14 protein-coding genes are annotated in these 16280 nt (G+C 70.3%); 9 read left to right on the top strand and 5 right to left on the bottom strand.

Annotation, left to right across the window (positions count from 1 at the left end; all coding sequences use genetic code 11):
- Positions 1 to 175: 175 nt before the first annotated feature.
- The 6 genes from LY13_RS20815 to LY13_RS20790 all read left to right on the top strand — a co-directional run bounded on the left by LY13_RS20815 (position 176) and on the right by LY13_RS20790 (position 6784).
- On the top strand, positions 176 to 721 hold the full coding sequence (locus LY13_RS20815) for a TRAP transporter small permease (protein WP_253830294.1): 546 nt from the start codon (positions 176 to 178) through the stop codon (positions 719 to 721).
- The gene (locus tag LY13_RS20810; RefSeq protein WP_253830293.1) at positions 718 to 2013 is read left to right on the top strand and encodes a TRAP transporter large permease; all 1296 of its coding nucleotides are present in this window, start codon (positions 718 to 720) and stop codon (positions 2011 to 2013) included. Before LY13_RS20815 ends, LY13_RS20810 begins: the two co-directional genes overlap by 4 nt.
- Before the next feature lie 33 nt (positions 2014 to 2046).
- Positions 2047 to 3054, top strand: coding sequence for a TRAP transporter substrate-binding protein (locus tag LY13_RS20805; RefSeq protein ID WP_253830292.1), 1008 nt, complete (start codon positions 2047 to 2049; stop codon positions 3052 to 3054).
- A 101-nt stretch (positions 3055 to 3155) separates the two neighbouring features.
- Positions 3156 to 4031 (top strand): NAD-dependent epimerase/dehydratase family protein, encoded by an 876-nt coding sequence (locus LY13_RS20800; RefSeq protein WP_253830291.1) that lies wholly within the window; start codon positions 3156 to 3158, stop codon positions 4029 to 4031.
- Positions 4028 to 5101 carry a mandelate racemase/muconate lactonizing enzyme family protein gene (locus LY13_RS20795; RefSeq protein ID WP_253830290.1) on the top strand — a complete coding sequence of 358 codons (1074 nt, stop codon included), beginning with the start codon at positions 4028 to 4030 and terminating at the stop codon, positions 5099 to 5101. The genes LY13_RS20800 and LY13_RS20795 overlap by 4 nt, the downstream gene beginning before the upstream one ends.
- Positions 5102 to 5152: 51 nt before the next feature.
- Complete coding sequence (locus tag LY13_RS20790) at positions 5153 to 6784, top strand: thiamine pyrophosphate-dependent enzyme (RefSeq protein ID WP_253830289.1); 1632 nt, start codon at positions 5153 to 5155, stop codon at positions 6782 to 6784.
- 176 nt (positions 6785 to 6960) lie between these two features.
- Here the strand turns inward: LY13_RS20790 and LY13_RS20785 are convergent, their stop codons facing one another.
- The 3 genes from LY13_RS20785 to kdgD form a co-directional block, all read right to left on the bottom strand.
- The gene (locus tag LY13_RS20785) at positions 6961 to 8208 is read right to left on the bottom strand and encodes an Nramp family divalent metal transporter (RefSeq protein WP_253830288.1); all 1248 of its coding nucleotides are present in this window, start codon (positions 8206 to 8208) and stop codon (positions 6961 to 6963) included.
- Between the two features lie 174 nt (positions 8209 to 8382).
- Positions 8383 to 9963, bottom strand: coding sequence for an aldehyde dehydrogenase (NADP(+)) (locus LY13_RS20780; RefSeq protein WP_253830287.1), 1581 nt, complete (start codon positions 9961 to 9963; stop codon positions 8383 to 8385).
- Positions 9960 to 10886 carry a 5-dehydro-4-deoxyglucarate dehydratase gene (gene kdgD, locus LY13_RS20775; RefSeq protein WP_253830286.1) on the bottom strand — a complete coding sequence of 309 codons (927 nt, stop codon included), beginning with the start codon at positions 10884 to 10886 and terminating at the stop codon, positions 9960 to 9962. The genes LY13_RS20780 and kdgD overlap by 4 nt, the downstream gene beginning before the upstream one ends.
- A 106-nt stretch (positions 10887 to 10992) precedes the next feature.
- On the opposite strand from kdgD, the gene LY13_RS20770 reads away from it, so the two are divergent.
- From LY13_RS20770 to LY13_RS20760, 3 genes are all read left to right on the top strand, one after another.
- On the top strand, positions 10993 to 11931 hold the full coding sequence (locus LY13_RS20770) for a LysR substrate-binding domain-containing protein (protein WP_253830285.1): 939 nt from the start codon (positions 10993 to 10995) through the stop codon (positions 11929 to 11931).
- A 238-nt stretch (positions 11932 to 12169) separates the two neighbouring features.
- On the top strand, positions 12170 to 13330 hold the full coding sequence (locus LY13_RS20765; protein WP_253830284.1) for a P-loop NTPase family protein: 1161 nt from the start codon (positions 12170 to 12172) through the stop codon (positions 13328 to 13330).
- Positions 13327 to 15048 (top strand): ABC transporter transmembrane domain-containing protein, encoded by a 1722-nt coding sequence (locus tag LY13_RS20760; RefSeq protein ID WP_253830283.1) that lies wholly within the window; start codon positions 13327 to 13329, stop codon positions 15046 to 15048. Before LY13_RS20765 ends, LY13_RS20760 begins: the two co-directional genes overlap by 4 nt.
- Before the next feature lie 96 nt (positions 15049 to 15144).
- Here LY13_RS20760 and LY13_RS20755 read toward each other — a convergent pair whose 3' ends face one another.
- Together LY13_RS20755 and LY13_RS20750 are read right to left on the bottom strand one after the other, a co-directional pair.
- Entirely contained in the window at positions 15145 to 15927 is a 783-nt protein-coding gene (locus LY13_RS20755; RefSeq protein WP_253830282.1) for a MerR family transcriptional regulator, read from the bottom strand.
- A gap of 10 nt (positions 15928 to 15937) precedes the next feature.
- Positions 15938 to 16280 (bottom strand): integrase core domain-containing protein (locus LY13_RS20750; protein ID WP_253829049.1); only part of this gene is annotated, 343 nt, incomplete at its 5' end.

The following is a 16280-nucleotide window of genomic DNA, read 5'->3' as shown; positions in this document are numbered from 1 at the left end:
TCGCCGCGTCGGCGTGTGGCCGTGACGGTGCGGCGGATCCGGCTTCCGGTCTTGACAGCATCGCGGCCGCGGCTAGGGTGAGAAACCGGTTTCTCGCACGGAACGTTCGTGCGGGCTCCATCAATGCCGATCGGAGTTTTCTCGTCCCATGTCAGAGTCCCCATCGAGGCCGTCGGTGCCTGCCCGGACGTTACGTCTGGGGCTCGTCGCCGCCGACCGGACGACCGATGCGCTGACCCTTCTCGGCCTCGTGGCCATGGTGCTGGTGGTCAGCTGGCAGGTCTTCGCCCGATTCGTCCTCGGGTTCACGCCGGGCTGGGCTTCCGAACTCGCGCTGCTGTTGTTGTGCTGGCTGGCATTTCTGGGAATCGCCAAGGGAATCCGCGAACACAGCCACATCGCGGTCGGTTTCGTCGTCGACCGACTGCCCCGGCCCGTGCGCGGTGTGGCGATCCGGATCGCGCCTGCGCTGATGGCCGTGTTCGGCTGCTATCTCGTCGTGCAGGGCGGTGAGTTCACCCGGCTGATGATGTCGTCGACGCTGCCGGGCACCGGCCTGCCCACGTCCGTGCAGTACGCCGCGATGCCGGTCGCGGGCGTGCTGATCGCCGTCTACAGCGTGCTGCAGCTGTTCGGGCGGATCCCGCTCGATCCACCGGACCCGGTGCCGGCGTCGGACACACCCGGTTCCGGCCGGGACGGAGAGGGTGACGACCGATGATCGACCCCATCGCGGTTCTGCTGTTGTTCGGCGGGTTCGCCGTCCTGATGCTGCTGCGCGTGCCGATCGCGTTGTCGCTCGCGGTCTCCTCGATCGCCGCGGCCCTGTGGATCGCCGTTCCGCTGCCGCTGGTCGGGCAGAAGATGGTCCAGGCGCTGAACTCGTTCCCGCTGCTGGCCATTCCGTTCTTCATTCTGGCCGGTGAAGTGATGGCGGGCGGCGGCGTCGCCCGCAGGCTGATCGACCTGGCCAACATCGTCGTGGGCTGGGTGCGCGGCGGACTGGCCATGCTCAACGTCGTCGCCAGCACCTTCTTCGGCGGGATCTCCGGTTCCGCGGTGGCCGACACGTCGTCCGTCGGCTCGGTGATGCTGCCGATGATGCGCCAGCAGGGCTACCCGGACACGTACTCCGTGGGCGTCACCGTCTCGAGCGCCACCCAGGGCGTGCTGATCCCGCCGAGCCACAACATGATCATCTTCGCGCTCGCCGCAGGCGGCAGCGTGTCGATCGGCGGCGTGTTCATGGCGGGTGTCGTGCCCGGGTTGCTGATCGCGGCCCTGCTGCTCGTGGCCTGTTACGTGACGGCCAGGAAACAGGGGCATCCCAAGGGTGAGCCGATTCCGGCACGGGACGTGCCGAAGATCGTCTGGCAGGGCCTGCTCGGTCTGCTCACCCCGGTCATCGTGATCGGCGGCATCCTCAGCGGCGTGTTCACGGCGACCGAATCGGCGGCGATCGCGTGCCTGTGGGCCGTGCTCATCACGTTCGGCGTGTACCGCGAGGTTCCGCTCCGGGCCATGGTCGGGATGCTGCGCCGCTCGGTGAAGACGCTCGGCACGGTGTTGTTCCTGATCGCGGCGGCGGGCGCCTACGGGCACCTGCTGACCGTGCTGCAACTGCCGGAGGCGCTCACCGACGCACTGCTCGGGCTGTCCGACAACCCGGTCGTGATCCTGTTGTTGTGCAACGTCCTGTTGCTGGCGCTGGGCTCGATCATGGACATGGCGCCGCTGATCCTGATCACGACGCCGATCCTGCTGCCGGTCGTCACGTCGCTCGGCATGGATCCCATGCAGTTCGGCGTGATGCTGATGCTCAACCTGGGTATCGGCCTGATCACTCCGCCCGTCGGAAGTGTGCTGTTCGTCGGTTCCGCGATCGGCGGGATCCGTATCGAACAGGCGGCGCGTGGAGTGCTCCCGTTCTACCTGCCGATGGTCGCCTGTCTGCTCCTGGTGACCTTCGTTCCCGCTCTGTCATTGACCTTGCCGCAGGCGCTCGGTTTCTGACGGTGATTCCCCGTTCCCCGTGAAAGGAGACATATGCGCAGCGCAGCGCTTCGTCGAATGACCACGGTCGCGCTGGCGGCCACGCTCGGGCTCGGTCTGGCCGCATGCGGCGGTGCAGGCGGCGCCCAGGAGTCGGTCACCTGGCGACTGGCGGAGACCCACCCGGGCGACTATCCGACCACCAAGGCGGACGAATGGTTCGCCGAGGAACTGAAGAAGCGTTCCGACGGCCGGATCACCGTCGACGTGTACCCGGACGCTCAGCTCGGCGAGGAACGGGACGTGCTCGAACAGATGCAGATGGGGTCGGTCGAACTCAACCGCACCAACGCCAACCTCGTCGGCGAGTTCGTGCCCTCGTGGAAGGCCTTCGGTATCCCGTACGCCTTCGACAGCGAGGAGCACTTCTGGAACTACCTGCAGGGCGACGGCGGGAAGGCCAAGCTCGAGGAGCTGTCGGAGATGGGTGTCGAGGGCCTCACCTACTACGACTCGGGCGCCCGCTCGCTCTACACGACCGGGAAGCCGGTCGAGGAGCCGGAAGACCTGGCGGGGCGCAACATCCGGGTGCAGCCCGGGTCGATCACGGCCGAGGTGGTCGAGAAGCTCGGCGGCTCGGCGACCACGATGGACTTCGGCGAGGTCTACAGCAGCCTCGAGACCGGGGTCATCGACGGGGCGGAGAACAACCTGCCCAGCTACGTGTCGACGCGCCACTACGAGGTCGCGCAGAACCTGACCCTGAACGAGCACCAACGGGTCCCCGAGGTGCTGATGATCGCACAGTCGGCGATGGACCAGCTGTCCGAAGAGGACCAGAAACTCGTGCGTGAGGTGGCCAGGGAGTCCACCGAGGTCCAGCGCGAACTGTGGCGGGAAGAGGTCGCCGAGAGCCGCAAGACGCTCGAGAAGGCGGGCGTGACGATCACCGAGCTCGACGACAAGCAGGCGTTCAAGGACGCGGTGTCCGACCTGCGGGACCGCTACGCCGGTCAGTACGGCGACTTCATGGACGCGGTCGAGGCGGCGAAGAAGCAGTAGCGGACGACTGACGTTTCCGCTGCGGACAATCGATGTTCCCTCCCGGTGCGGGTACGCACGCCGTGCCCGCACCGGGAGGGAACCAGGTGTGAGGAGTAGGAATGCGGGTCCTCGTGACCGGTGGGTCGGGGCGACTGGGTCGCAACGTGGTCGGCGCGCTCGCCGCGGCGGGCGACGAGGTCGTGTCGGTGGATACGATGCCGGAGGAACGCGACGACGTGGCGACCTTCCCGGCCGATCTGACGGACGCCGGTGAGTGCTATTCGACGCTGGCGCGCTTCCGGCCGGACGCGGTCGTGCACCTGGCGGCGATCCCGGCCCCCGGGATGCGCAGCGACGTCCGAACGTTCACCACGAACACGGCGTTGGCCTACAACGTCTGCCAGTCCGCGGCCGACCTCGGCGTCGGGCACGTGCTCGTGGCGAGCAGCCCGACGGTGATGGGATACGGCAACCCCGCGGGGTGGCAGCCGTCCTATCTTCCGCTGGACGAGGACCATCCGGTGGCGCCGTGGAACGCCTACACGATGTCGAAGGTGGCCTCCGAGGACGTCGTACGGGCCTTCGCGCGCCGCGGCGAGGGCCGATTCCACATCTTCCGCCCCTGTTTCGTCGTCTCGCCCGAGGAGTGGCGTGGCGCGCCGACGCAGGGCGGCGGCACGGTACGGCAGCGGCTCGAGAACCGGACCCGGGCGGCGGTGTCACTGTTCAATTACGTCGACGCCCGTGACGCGGCGGAGTTCGTCCGGTTGCTGCTGGCGAAGGCGGACCGCGTGCCGAACGGCGAGACGTTCTTCGTGGCGGCGGCCGATGCGCTGGCCGAGAAACCGCTGAGCGAACTGCTCCCCGAGTACATGGCCGTGCCGGAGGAGATCGCCGGGCAGCTGTCGGGCACGGCGTCCGCGTTCGACACGAGCAGGGCACGCAGGCTGCTCGGCTGGGCGCCGACGTACGACTGGCGTACGGAGCTGGTGTGAGCGCCGCCGCGGGGATCACCGACCTGCGGTGTGCAGGCACGCGGCTGCCGCTGCCGGGGACGTGGGACGGTGGGGTGAGCTTCCACGACGTCGTCGTCGCCCGGCTGCGGGACGACACCGGCGCGGAGGGCACGGGCTTCAGCTGGACCCCGCGGGTCGGGGCGAGCGCCGTGCGGGCCCTGCTGGAGGACGAGTGCGCCGACGTCCTGCGCGGCGCGGGTACGCATCCCGAGGTCGTCTGGGAGACGCTGTACGCGCGGCTGCACGAGGCCGGTCCCGGCGGCATCGCGGCGATGGCGCAGGCGGCCGTCGACATCGGACTGTGGGACCTGCGTGCCCGCGAGTCGGGCACCGGCCTGGTCGAGGCGCTCGGCAGGCGCAGGAACGTCGTTCCCGCCTATGCCAGTGGTGTGAACCTCGACTACGACCTCGACGAGTTGTGTGCGCAGGTGAGCCGGTGGGTCGAGGCGGGCCACACCGCGGTGAAGATCAAGATCGGATCCGCGGAGCTGGACCGTGACCTGGAGCGGGTCGCGGCGGTGCGCGAGCTGATCGGACCGCACGCCAAGCTCATGGTCGACGCCAACCAGCGCTGGGACGTGCCGACGGCGTCGCGGGCCATCAACGCGCTGGAACGGTTCGATCCGTACTGGATCGAGGAGCCGCTGCCCGCCGACGACCTCGCGGGACACGTGCGACTGCGGTCGACGACGCGGGTGCCGTTCGCCGTGGGCGAGAACCTGCGGACGGTGCGCCAGTTCCGCGACATGCTGGCGGCGGGCGTGTGCGACATCGCCCAGCCCAACGTGGTCCGCGTCGGCGGCATCACGCCGTTCCTGCGCATCGCGCACCTCGCGGCGGCCTACGACGTGCCGGTCGCACCGCACCTGTTGCCCGAGATGTCGGCACAGCTCGCGCTGTGCGTGCCGGTGGTGTCCATGGTGGAGGCGATCGACAGGGCATCGCTGCAGGAACTGGGCGGGCTGGCCGAACCGTCGGGGGTGTCCGTCGACGCGTCCGGAGCCCGCGCGCACACCGGCCCCGGTCACGGACTGGTGTTCGATGTGTGAGGCTCGACCGCGACAGGGCGCGACCCCACATCCGGAAGGTGATCTCTCCTCGTGACTCCACGTCTCGCAGGCCACGCAGTGGTCGACCAGCTGCTCGCACACGACGTCGACGTCGCCTTCTGTGTGCCGGGGGAGAGCTACCTGGCCGTGCTCGACGGGCTGTACGACGCCCGGGACCGGATCGACCTGATCACCGCGCGCCAGGAGGGCGGCGCGGCCATGATGGCCGCCGCGTACGGCAAGCTCACGGGCCGTCCCGGCGTGTGCCTGGTCACCCGTGGCCCGGGCGCCACGAACGCCAGTATCGGGGTGCACACGGCGCATCAGGACGCGAGTCCGATGATGCTGCTCGTCGGTCAGGTCGGTACCGAGAACCTCGGCAGGCGCAGCTTTCAGGAGGTCGACTATCAACAGATGTTCGGCTCACTGGCGAAGGACGTGGTCCGGGTCGACCGAGCCGACCGGGTCCCCGAACTGATCGCCCGCGCCTTCCACACCGCCGTGTCGGGCGAACCGGGGCCCGTCGTCGTCGCGCTGCCGGAAGACGTGCTGGGGCAGACCACCGACGCACCCGTGGTCCGGCCGGGCGGGACGGTCCGCCCGCGGGTCGCGAGCAGCGACGTGGAGGCGTTCGTGGCCGACATCGGCCGTGCCACCCGGCCTCTGATCATCGCCGGTGGGACCGGATGGGATCAGCCGTCGAGCCGTCGGCTCCAGCAGTTCGCGGAGGCGTTCGGTGTGCCGGTGGCCGCGGCGTTCCGGAACCAGGACGTCATGGCCAACACCTCGGAGGTCTACGTCGGACCGCTCGGGCTCGGCACCACCGACGGACTCTCCGCGGCGGTGAAGGAGGCGGACCTGATCGCCTTCGTCGGCACCCGGCCCGACGCGGCCAGCATGGACGACCACGATCTCCTCGCCGTGCCGCAACCGGCTCAGCACGTGACGCACGTTCATCCGGATCCGGACGTGATCCACCGTGTGTACCGCGCCGACCACGCGATCGTCGCCGGACCGGCCGAGTTCGCCGCGGCGCTTCCCGTCTCGCCGCAGGATGATCGGGCTCCGGCGGAGGGTTCCGCGCTGCAGCCGGAGCGAGCCGCCTGGTGCGGTCGTCTCCGGGAGAACCATCTCCGCAGTCTCGCCACTCCGTCCGCGGCCAGCCCGGACTCCCTCGCGTACATGGAGGTCTTCAACGACCGTGTCCCCGGCGACACCATCATCTCGACCGGCGCGGGCGCGTACACGAGCTGGCCGCAGCGCCACCGCCGGTTCACCGTGTACCCCTCCCAGGCCGGCACCCAGTCCGGCGCCATGGGGTACGGGCTCCCGGCGGCCCTCGCGGCCCGGTTGGCGTTCCCGGACCGAACCGTCGTCGCGTTCGCAGGGGACGGCTGCATCCTCATGACGGGACAGGAGCTGTCGACGGCCGTGCGGTACGGCCTCGACATCGTCGTTGTCGTCGTCAACAACTCGCGGTACGGGACGATCCGGAACCACCAGGAAGCCGCGTTCCCCGGGCGGGTCGTGGGCACCGAGTTGGTGAACCCGGACTTCGTGGCCCTGGCCGGTTCCTTCGGTGCTCACGGCGTCCGCGTGCACACCCCGCCCGAGTTCCGATCGGCCCTGGATGCGTGCCTGGAATCCGGCGGCACGAGCCTGATCGAGATCGTCACCGAGTGATCGTGATGTCGGCGATGTGGTCCTCGGGGCGCCGAACCGGGAGGTCACGCGTGCCGCACGCGAACGGCGCACCCGTTCGCCTCTCGGCGATCCGGGTGCGCCGTTGCGCCGCGTCCTCTCCGCGGGGCCGGGGTGCCGGCACCGTCGGCCGGCTCCTCGGGCCGCTGCTCAGCCGGTCAGAACCACCCGAGCACCACCTCGACACTGACCCAGATCGCCAGTGCGGTGGTCAGGAACAGCACGATGTTCTCGACGACGTTCGCCTTGTGCTCGCCCAGGTGGCTGCGCTTGTTGACGAGGATCAGCAGGCCGACCGCCACGATCGGGACGACGACCGCCTGCAGTCCGGTCACGAAGACGGCCATCTCGACGAACCCGGGCATTCCCGGCACGGACCAGACGATGGGGGAGATGAGGATGAACAGGCTGACCCACTTGAACCACGGGTCGTCCTCGAACTTCCGTCCGTAGCGCTCCCGCCGCGCGGGCCGGACGACGTGCAGGCAGTCGATGACCACCTTGGGGAAGCCGTTCGCGAAGCCGATCACGCTGCTGTAGAGGATGCCGAACGCGCCGATGTAGAAGACCAGAGCGCCGAACTCTCCCAGGTGCAGCGACAGCGCCCTGGAGATGTCCTCGAGGCTGTCGACGGCGATGTTGTTCGGTGCGAGCAGCTCGGCTCCGACCACCCAGACGGCCAGGTTGATGACGATGGCGGCACAGATGCCGAACAGGATGTCGTTGCGTTGGGTCTTCTTGTATCCGACGCCCGTCCAGCCCTTGTCCTTGACGAAGTAGGGGTACAGGAAGTTGGCCATCGACCCTGCCACGGCCCCGATCAGGGAAAGCGCGACCGCGAAGACGCCGAACGTGCCGGTGTTCTCCGGGATGCTGAAGCCGACCGTGGCCTTGACGATCCCGCCCACGTCGGGGAGCGAGTAGATCGCCAACCCGAGGAAGGCGATGGTCATCAGGACGAGGAAGAGCTTCAGCAGCTTCTCGATCGTGGTGTAGACGTTGCGCCCGATGACGAACAGGCTGACCAGCACCACGGCACACGACCAGAGGAACGGCTGCCCGATGCCGAAGATCCACGTCAGCGCCTCGCCCGCGCCGGTGATCATGTAGGCGTTGAGCAGATGGCCGCTGATCAGGATCGCGATGCCGATGAACCACGGGAAGTACTTGGACACATCCCGGTATCCCTCGACGATCGTCTGCCCCTTCGTGTTCAGGACCTGGTACCGGCCCATGAGGTTCACGATGACGAACCGGACGATCAGGGACAGGGCGAGCAGCCACATGAGATTGTAGCCGTAGCTCGAGCCGGACACGGAGGCGGTGACGAGGTCGCCCGCCCCCATCATGCTCAGGACGGCGACGATTCCCGGCCCGAATTTTCGTAGTCGATCCCGAACGGTCACTTTCGGATTCTCGACGGCGGCATTGTTGGCTTCGTGGTCCATCACGGTCCTCTTTGACTGTTTCCGGAGGGAATTGGGCCGAGTCGGGCGTCCCGATGGCGTGGGACGGCGATCGGTGGGGAGAGCGGGCGGGTGCCCGCCCCGGGGTTCGGGACGGGCACCCGCCGGTGACGGCTAGTGCCGTTCGACGGCGCCGTCGACCCGGCGCAGCAGGCCGTCGGGGTTGCCGTCGGCGATCGGGCCGGGCAGCAGGTCCGCCGGCACGTCCTGGTACGACACGGGGCGCAGGAACCGCTCCACGGCGCGGGTGCCGACCGAGGTCGTGCGCGAGTCCGACGTGGCGGGGAACGGGCCGCCGTGCACCATGGCGTGGCCGACCTCGACGCCGGTGGGCCAGCCGTTGAACAGCACGCGGCCCGCGACGAGTTCCAGTGAGGGCAGCAGGGCCGCCGCTTCGGTCTCGTCGCCGGCTCCGGTGTGGACGGTCGCGGTCAGCTGTCCTTCGAGTGCGTCGGCGACGGCGCGCACCTGGGCCGTGTCGCGGCAGCGCACCACGATGCCGCAGGAGCCGAACACCTCCTGCTGCAACGATTCGTCGGCGACGAAGCGTTCGGCGTCGGTGGCGAGCAGCGCGGGACGGCAGGTGACCGGCTTGTCCGATGCGGAGCCGCGGGCGAGCACCTCGACGCCGTCGTGGCCGGACATCGTCGTGACGCCCTGGGAGTAGGCGTCGGCGATCCCGGGCGTGAGCATCGTGGCGGGCTCCGACGCGGCGATCGCGGTCGTGGCCGCGTCCACGAACCGCTGCAGGTCCGGACCGTCCACGGCGACGACGATGCCCGGGTTGGTGCAGAACTGGCCAGCGCCGAGGGTGAGCGAACCGACGAACGCGGTGCCGAGGTCCGCGGCCCGATCGGCGAGTGCGCCCGGCAACAGGAACACGGGGTTCGTGCTGCTCATCTCGGCGTACACCGGGATGGGGTGCGGACGCGCCTGCGCGGCGGCCACGAGCGCGAGCCCGCCCTGCCGCGACCCGGTGAAGCCCACGGCACGGATGCGCGGATCGGTGACCAGCGCCGTGCCGAGGTCGGGACCGTGGCCGAACAGCAGGGAGAAGGTGCCCGCGGGCAGGCCCGTCGCGGTGACCGCGTCGCTGACCGCTCGCCCGACGAGCTCCGACGTGCCGGGATGGGCGTCGTGGCCCTTGACGACGACGGGACAGCCCGCCGCGAGCGCCGACGCGGTGTCGCCGCCCGCGACCGAGAAGGCGAGGGGGAAGTTGCTGGCACCGAACACGGCGACGGGGCCGAGCGGCACGTCCCGCTGGCGGATGTCGGCACGCGGCGGCGTGCGGTCCGGCTGTGCGGGGTCGATCCGGGGGATCTCGAGGTTGCCGTCGCGCAGCAGCGTCGCGAACATGCGCAGCTGGCCCGTGGTGCGGCCGCGCTCACCCGTGAGGCGCGCGACCGGCAGGCCGGACTCGGCGTGGGCACGTTCGACCAGGGCGTCGCCGATCGCCTCGATGTTGTCGGCGATGCGTTCGAGCAGCTCGGCACGCCTCGTCACCGGCAGCGCCCGGTAGGTGCCGAACGCCTCCCACGCGGCGGTGCACGCGCGGTCGACCTCGGCCGCGCCACCGTAGGCGAAGGCGGGTTCCAGCCGGTCGCCGGTGCTCGGGTCGACGGCGCGGATCTCCGTGCCGCTGCCTGCGACCGGTTCGCCCGCGATGATCATTCGACCGGTCGGGGTGTTCATGCGTTCTCCTCGGGGATACGGGAAATCAACTCGGTGAGCTGCGTGAGCTCGTCGTCGTCGAGATCGGTCAGCGGGGCGCGAACCGGACCGGCCGGGCGTCCGATGGCCTTCATCCCCGCCTTCACGATGCTCACCGCGTAGCCGGCCTTGCGGTTGCGGATGTCGCAGTAGGGCAGGACGAACTCGGCGAGGTAGCGGTCGACCGTGGCGCGGTCGTGCGCGCGGACGGCGGTGAAGAACCGCTGCGCGAACTCGGGGACGAAGTTGTACATGGCCGACGAGTAGGTCGTCACACCCAATTCCAGGTACGGCAGGGCGAACGTCTCGGCCGTGGGGAGGCCGCCGACGTAGGTCAGCCGGTCGCCGAGCCGCGTGTGGATGCGGGTCATGCGCTCGATGTCGCCGACCCCGTCCTTGAATCCGACCAGGTTGGGGCACGCGTCGGCCAGGCGCGCGACCGTCTCGTCGGTGTAGATCGCGTTGGCGCGGCTGTAGATGATCACGCCGAGCGACGTGGCCGCGCAGACGGCCTTGACGTGTTCGACGAGGCCGTCCTGCGATGCCTCCGTGAGGTACGGCGGCAGCAGCAGCAGGCCGGCGGCACCCGCGCGCTCGGCGGCACGCGCCAGCTCGACGGCGGTGGCGGTGCCGTAGCCGGCCGGTGCGATCACGGGGACGTCGTCGGGTGTCTCGGCGACGGCCGCCGTCACCACCGTCGACACCTCGTCGGGGGTCAGCGAGAAGAACTCGCCGGTGCCGCCCGCGGCGAAGAGCCCGGCCGCGCCGAAGCCGCTCAACCAGGCGATGTTCTCGCGGTAGGCGGGCTCGTCGAAGCTCAGGTCGTCCCGGAAGTGGGTCACCGGGAACGACAGGAGCCCGTCCGACAGCTGCCGGGCGGTTTCGTGGGGCGTGAACTGGGACATCGCGTACTTCCTCCAGGGTGGTCTGGCCCGTGGCGGGAACGCTAGGCTCGTCGAGCAATGCACGTCCAACTCTGATTTCGCATCCTCTGATTCAGGAAATGCATCGATGTTCACGATCCAGCAGCTGACGGGGTTCGTCGCCGTCGCCGAGGAAGGCCACTTCGGCCGTGCCGCCGAACGGCTGACCATGACGCAGCCGCCGCTCAGCAGGCAGATCCAGCAACTGGAGAAGGAACTCGGTGTGAGCCTGATCGACCGCAGCGGGCGGACGGTACGGCTCACCCCCGCGGGGCGGGCGTTCCTGCGCGACGCCCGCCGGTTGCTGCACGACGCCGCGAACGCCGCACAGTCCGCCCGGCGGATGACGGCGGGCCGCGCAGGCCCGCTCAACCTGGGGTTCACGGCGACGTCCGGATACGGCGTCCTGGGTACGGTGCTGCGTACCGTGGCCGAACGGCTCCCGCACGTCGAGGTCGTGCTGCAGGAACTGGTCACGCGGGATCAGCTGGACCGGATCTCGACCGGCACGCTGGACGCGGGCCTGGTGCGTCCGCCGACGCCGCCCGGGGTGGAGTCCCGCCTGGTGGGGACGGGGGCGCTGGTGGCCGCGCTGCCCGCCGGGCACCGGCTGGCCGACGAGCAGAGACTCCCGCTCGAGGCGTTCCACGGAGCCGACGTCGTGGGCTACTCGCCGCTCGAGGCGCGGTACTTCTACGACCTCGTCGTGGGCATCTTCGGCGAAGCGGGGGTGCGGCCGACGTACGTGCAGTACGTCTCGCAGGTGCACACCGCGCTGGCCTTGGTCGAGGCGGGACTCGGGATCGCGTTGGTGCCGTCGACGGCGGCGCGGCTGCGGTTCGCCGGACTCGTGTTCCGGCCCGTCGCGCTGCCGGTCCCGGACCCGGTCGAGTTGCGGGTGGCGTGGCGCGCCGAGAACGACAACCCCGCGCTGGCTGCCTTCCTGGAACTCTTCACCGGCGCGGGCGACGGCGGTGAACCGGCCCTCGACCTCGGCGACGGTGCCGCGGGGAGGAGACCGGACTAGGTCCGGTGTGGACAGTCACCGTCGACGGCCCCGACCTTGACGAGAATGTGCACTCCGGATGATCGGGATTCACTTTCGAAACACGTCAATGTCGACGAGTATTCACCTCCGCAGGATTTCCGGGACGATGAGGGCTCCTTCATCCGGTTCCCATTAAGGGCTCATTCGATGTCGGTAACTTTCTTTTCGTTGACGGCGCGTGGGATCGCGCGCTCCCAGAGGGAAGAGAAAGGGCACCATGAGCGTCGCCACCGATCAGATCGGCCCGCCGGCGGCGACTGCGGTCCGCGTGCACGTTGCAGGGCCGGCGATCGATACGACCACCGAGCCGGAAACGCGGCCGCGGCCGGAACTGTCGCCGGCCCGCCTGTGCAGGGCGAAGAAGGCGTACACGACCCGGTCCGTTGCTGCGCGCATCGACGCCGACCCGACCGGTTACACGCTGCTCGACGGCCCCGACGTCACGCCCAACCCCGGTGACGTCGTCCTGGCCAGGATCGAACGGCTGGGCATGCACACCCGCCTGGAGAGCCCGGTGAGCCGGCGCCAGCTGCTGTACGTGGGTGACGAGATCCTCGTCGCCTACGGCCACCGTTACGCACCCGACCAGTTCGAGGCCGAGGTGCCCGGCGACCTGCGGCCCGTGAACCTCGTCGCCGCCGGCGGCCTGGCTGCCCTGGCGACCTCGAAGCACGCCAAGGTGTCGGATGCGACCGCGATCCAGCCGCTGGGTCTGCTCGCCGACGACCACGGCGTCGTGACCCTCGGCCGGTTCGCCGAACGCCGCCTCGGCGGGCAGGCGCTCGGCCCGCGGATGGGCCCCGGCCCCATGGTCGTCGCCGTGCTCGGCACGTCGATGAACTCCGGGAAGTCGACCACGGTCTCCTCGCTCATCCGCGGCCTCGTGCTCTCGGGCCTGACCGTCTCGGCGGGCAAGGTGACGGGAACGGGCGCGGGCGGCGACCCGCACGGGTTCGCCGACGCGGGCGCCAGCCAGGTACTGGACTTCACCGACTTCGGCTTCGCCTCCACGTTCCGTCTCGCCCCCGCGCAGGTGCGCGCCCTGCTCGCCTCGGTGGTCACCGAACTGTCCACTCCGAACGCCGACGTCGTGGTCGTCGAGGTCGCCGACGGGCTGTACCAGGACGAGACGGCGCAGCTGCTGACGCACCCGACGTTCCGCTCCGTCGTCGACCGTGTGGTGTTCGCCGCCGACGGCGCCGCCGGTGCGGTCGGCGGCATGGACGTGCTGACGCGCGCCGGCCTGCAGGTCGCCGCCGTCAGCGGGGTGCTGACCTCGGCGCCGCTGGCGATGCGTGAGGCCCGATCGATGCTCGACGTGCCGGTGGTGGAGACCTCGGACCTGGCCGAACCCGACGTCGTCAGGACCGTGTTGTGAGCACTGCAGGCGGAGATGAGCCCGACGAACACGGCGGCGACTCCGCTGCGGAGGCGACCGCGTTGCCACGGCTGCTCACCGGGCGGCGGCGCCTCACGTTCGCGCTGTTGGTGTGCGCCGGATTGGGGCAGGCGGCCCTGGCCGGCGTCACCGCGTTCACCATGCCGCGGCTGCTCTCGTCCGTTCCGGGCGACCGGTGGACGTGGCTGGGCGTGCTCCTGCTGGCGGCGGTGTGCATGGGCGGCGTGCGCGTCGTCGAGTGGATCCTCGCGGAGAAGCTGAGCCAGGACTACGTGCACCAGATCCGTCTCGGCCTGCTTGGCGCGGCACTCGGCGACGGGCGCGGACCGTCGGTCGGCATCACCATCGCCCGCACCACCAACGACCTGACGGCGGTGCGCAACTGGATCGCCTGGGGTGTCGCACCCCTGGCCAGCGGCATCCCACTGATCCTCGGCGTGCTGGTGGTGCTCGCAACCCTGCACCCGGTACTGACCCTGGCCGTGGTGGGACCCGTGGCCGTACTGGGCTGTGTGTTCGCCGCGCTCGCGCGCGTCGCGTACGTGCGCGCGCGGACGGTGCGCAAGGCGCGTGGCCGGCTCGCTTCCCAGGTCGCCGACACGGTGGCGGCCGGTTCGGCGATCCGCGCGGGCGGGGGCGTGCACCGCGAACTGGGGCGGCTGCGCAAACTCAGCGGCTGGGTGCAGAAGACCGCGATCCAGCGGGCGCGGGTCGCCGGGTACCTGCGCGGCACGGCCGTGTCCACCGCGGCACTCGCCACCCTCGGCGTCGTTGTCGTCGGCGCCGGCGCCGGACTCACCCACGCCCTCGTGGCCACGACGATCACCATCGTCGGCGTGCTGGCCACACCGATCCACGACCTCGGCCGGATCGTCGAGTACCGGCAGTCCTTCCTCGCCGCCCGGCGGATCCTCGCCCCGGAGTTGGCGCGCGCGACACCGTCCCGGACGCCGGCACGCGGCGGTGCCGGTGGTGAGGAGGTCGGGGCCTCGGCGGAGGTGCATGTCCACGACCTCGCGGTCGACCGGGTGCGGCTGCCCGGTCTCGTGGCCGCACCCGGCGCGCGGGTGGTTCTTCGGGGAGAGTCGCCCGAGCGTGTCGCCGCGGTGCTGCATCTGTTGGCGGGCACCGGATCCGAGGCCCGCGGCTGGGTGCGCGTGGCCGGTCGCGACCTCGGCAGTCTGCCTTCCGCCGCACGCCGCCGCCACGTCGGCTACGCGGCGCGCGGCCTGGCGCTCGAACGCGGCACCGTCGCGCGCGCCGTGCGCTACCGCAGCCCGGAATCCGACCTGCCGGTCGACCGGGCACTCGAGGCGGTCGGCCTCGCCGCCCGGGTACGCGCGCTGCCGGACGGGGAGCGGACGATGCTGCGGCGCGGCGGCGAACCCCTGTCGCCGTCGGAACGTGCGCGGTTGCAGCTCGCCCGCGCGCTCTACGCCCGGCCGCCGCTGGTGGTGCTCGACCACATCGAGGACGAACTCGGCGCAGGCGGCGCGGAACTCGTGCAGCGGCTGCTCGCCGACTACCCCGGTGTGGTCGTCCTGGCCACCGAGGAACCCGGACGGCTGCGGTCCGACGACGCCGACTGGGACGTGTGGGATCTCGACGACGAGGCGACCCCGGGCCGCGTCATCGCGGCCGGTTACGCCCGTCGAACCACTGCGCGCAGTGCCCTCAGCAGGAGCGGGGTTGCCTGAGTTCGCTCCACGACGACGACTGATCCCGGACCCGGTCCCGATCGTCGCGGCGCTCTGCCTCCGGGGCCTTCGCCGCGGTCCTCACTCTCAGGCTGATCATTCGTCGAGGGGCTGCATGAACGACCACAGGCCGCCCTCGGAGTCGCGCGCGCCGTATTCGAGAACTCCGTAGGGCATCTCCGTCGGTGCGTAGACGATGTCGCCACTCGCCTCGCGCACGCGCTCGTGGTGGGCGTGGCAGTCGTCGACGTTCACCGCCATGCAGTGGGTCGCGGCGCCGAGGGTCGCCGGGGACGCCAGTCCGTGCTCGGGGGCCTCCCGGTGCATCCAGACGACGCCGTCGCCCGCGCGGACCTCGCCGTGCACGACCGTGCCCGAGTCGTCACGGGCCAACGGCCCCGGAGCGAAGCCGAACACGTCGACGAGGTGCCGCTGGGCCGCCTCGATGTCGCGGTAGACGAGCAGGGTGAGACGCCGCGTCGCGACGGTGTCCGAGTCGGTGTGCGGCAGGCCGGCCATGACGCCGACGAGTTCGGCGTCGGCAGGGTGGTCGCCGCGCACGAGCCGGTCCTCGACGGTGCGCGCGCGCTCGCGCAGGCGGGAGAGCTCGCCGATCCGCCGGTCGAGCGCGCCGAGCTGCCTGCTGGTGATGGTGAGCAGGTCGGCGCCGTCCGGGTCGACGTCGGCGAGGGGCGTGTCGAGTTCGCGCAGCAGCCGGATCCGGTACAGGCGGTCGAGCTGGGCGGCATCGTACCGTCGCCGTCCGGCGGAGTCGCGTTCGGGCGCCAGCAGGCCGAGCTCCTCGTAGTAGCGCAATGTCCGTTCGGTGAGGCCCGTGCGCTGCGACACCTCGCCGATCGTCATCGTCGTCGTGGTCATACCGGCGACGCTAGGTGTGTGATTCGGAGAGGTTGGTGACGCGGTCGGCTGGTGGGGCTCCGTGGATTGCGGTGTGGGGTCGGTGGAAGTTGTACCAGTCGAGCCAGTCACCGAACGCGCGCTGGCGTTCGTTTTCGGAGTGGTAGGGCTGTTGGTAGGCCCATTCGTCGAGCAGGGTGCGGTGGTAGCGCTCGACTTTTCCGTTCGTTTGTGGGCGCCAGGGGCGGGTGAACCGTCGGGCGATGCCCAGGTCGGCGCAGGCTTGTTGCCAGGTGTTTTTGCGGTAGGACCAGGCGTTGTCGGTGAGCACTCGCTCGATGGTCACGCCGTGACCGGCGAACCAGGCATGTGCC

The sequence above is a fragment of the Prauserella aidingensis genome, from assembly GCF_024171865.1.
Taxonomy (GTDB): domain Bacteria; phylum Actinomycetota; class Actinomycetes; order Mycobacteriales; family Pseudonocardiaceae; genus Prauserella; species Prauserella aidingensis.
The sequence above is the reverse complement of the archived record's forward strand: the minus strand, read 5'-3'. Positions and strand labels throughout refer to the sequence as shown.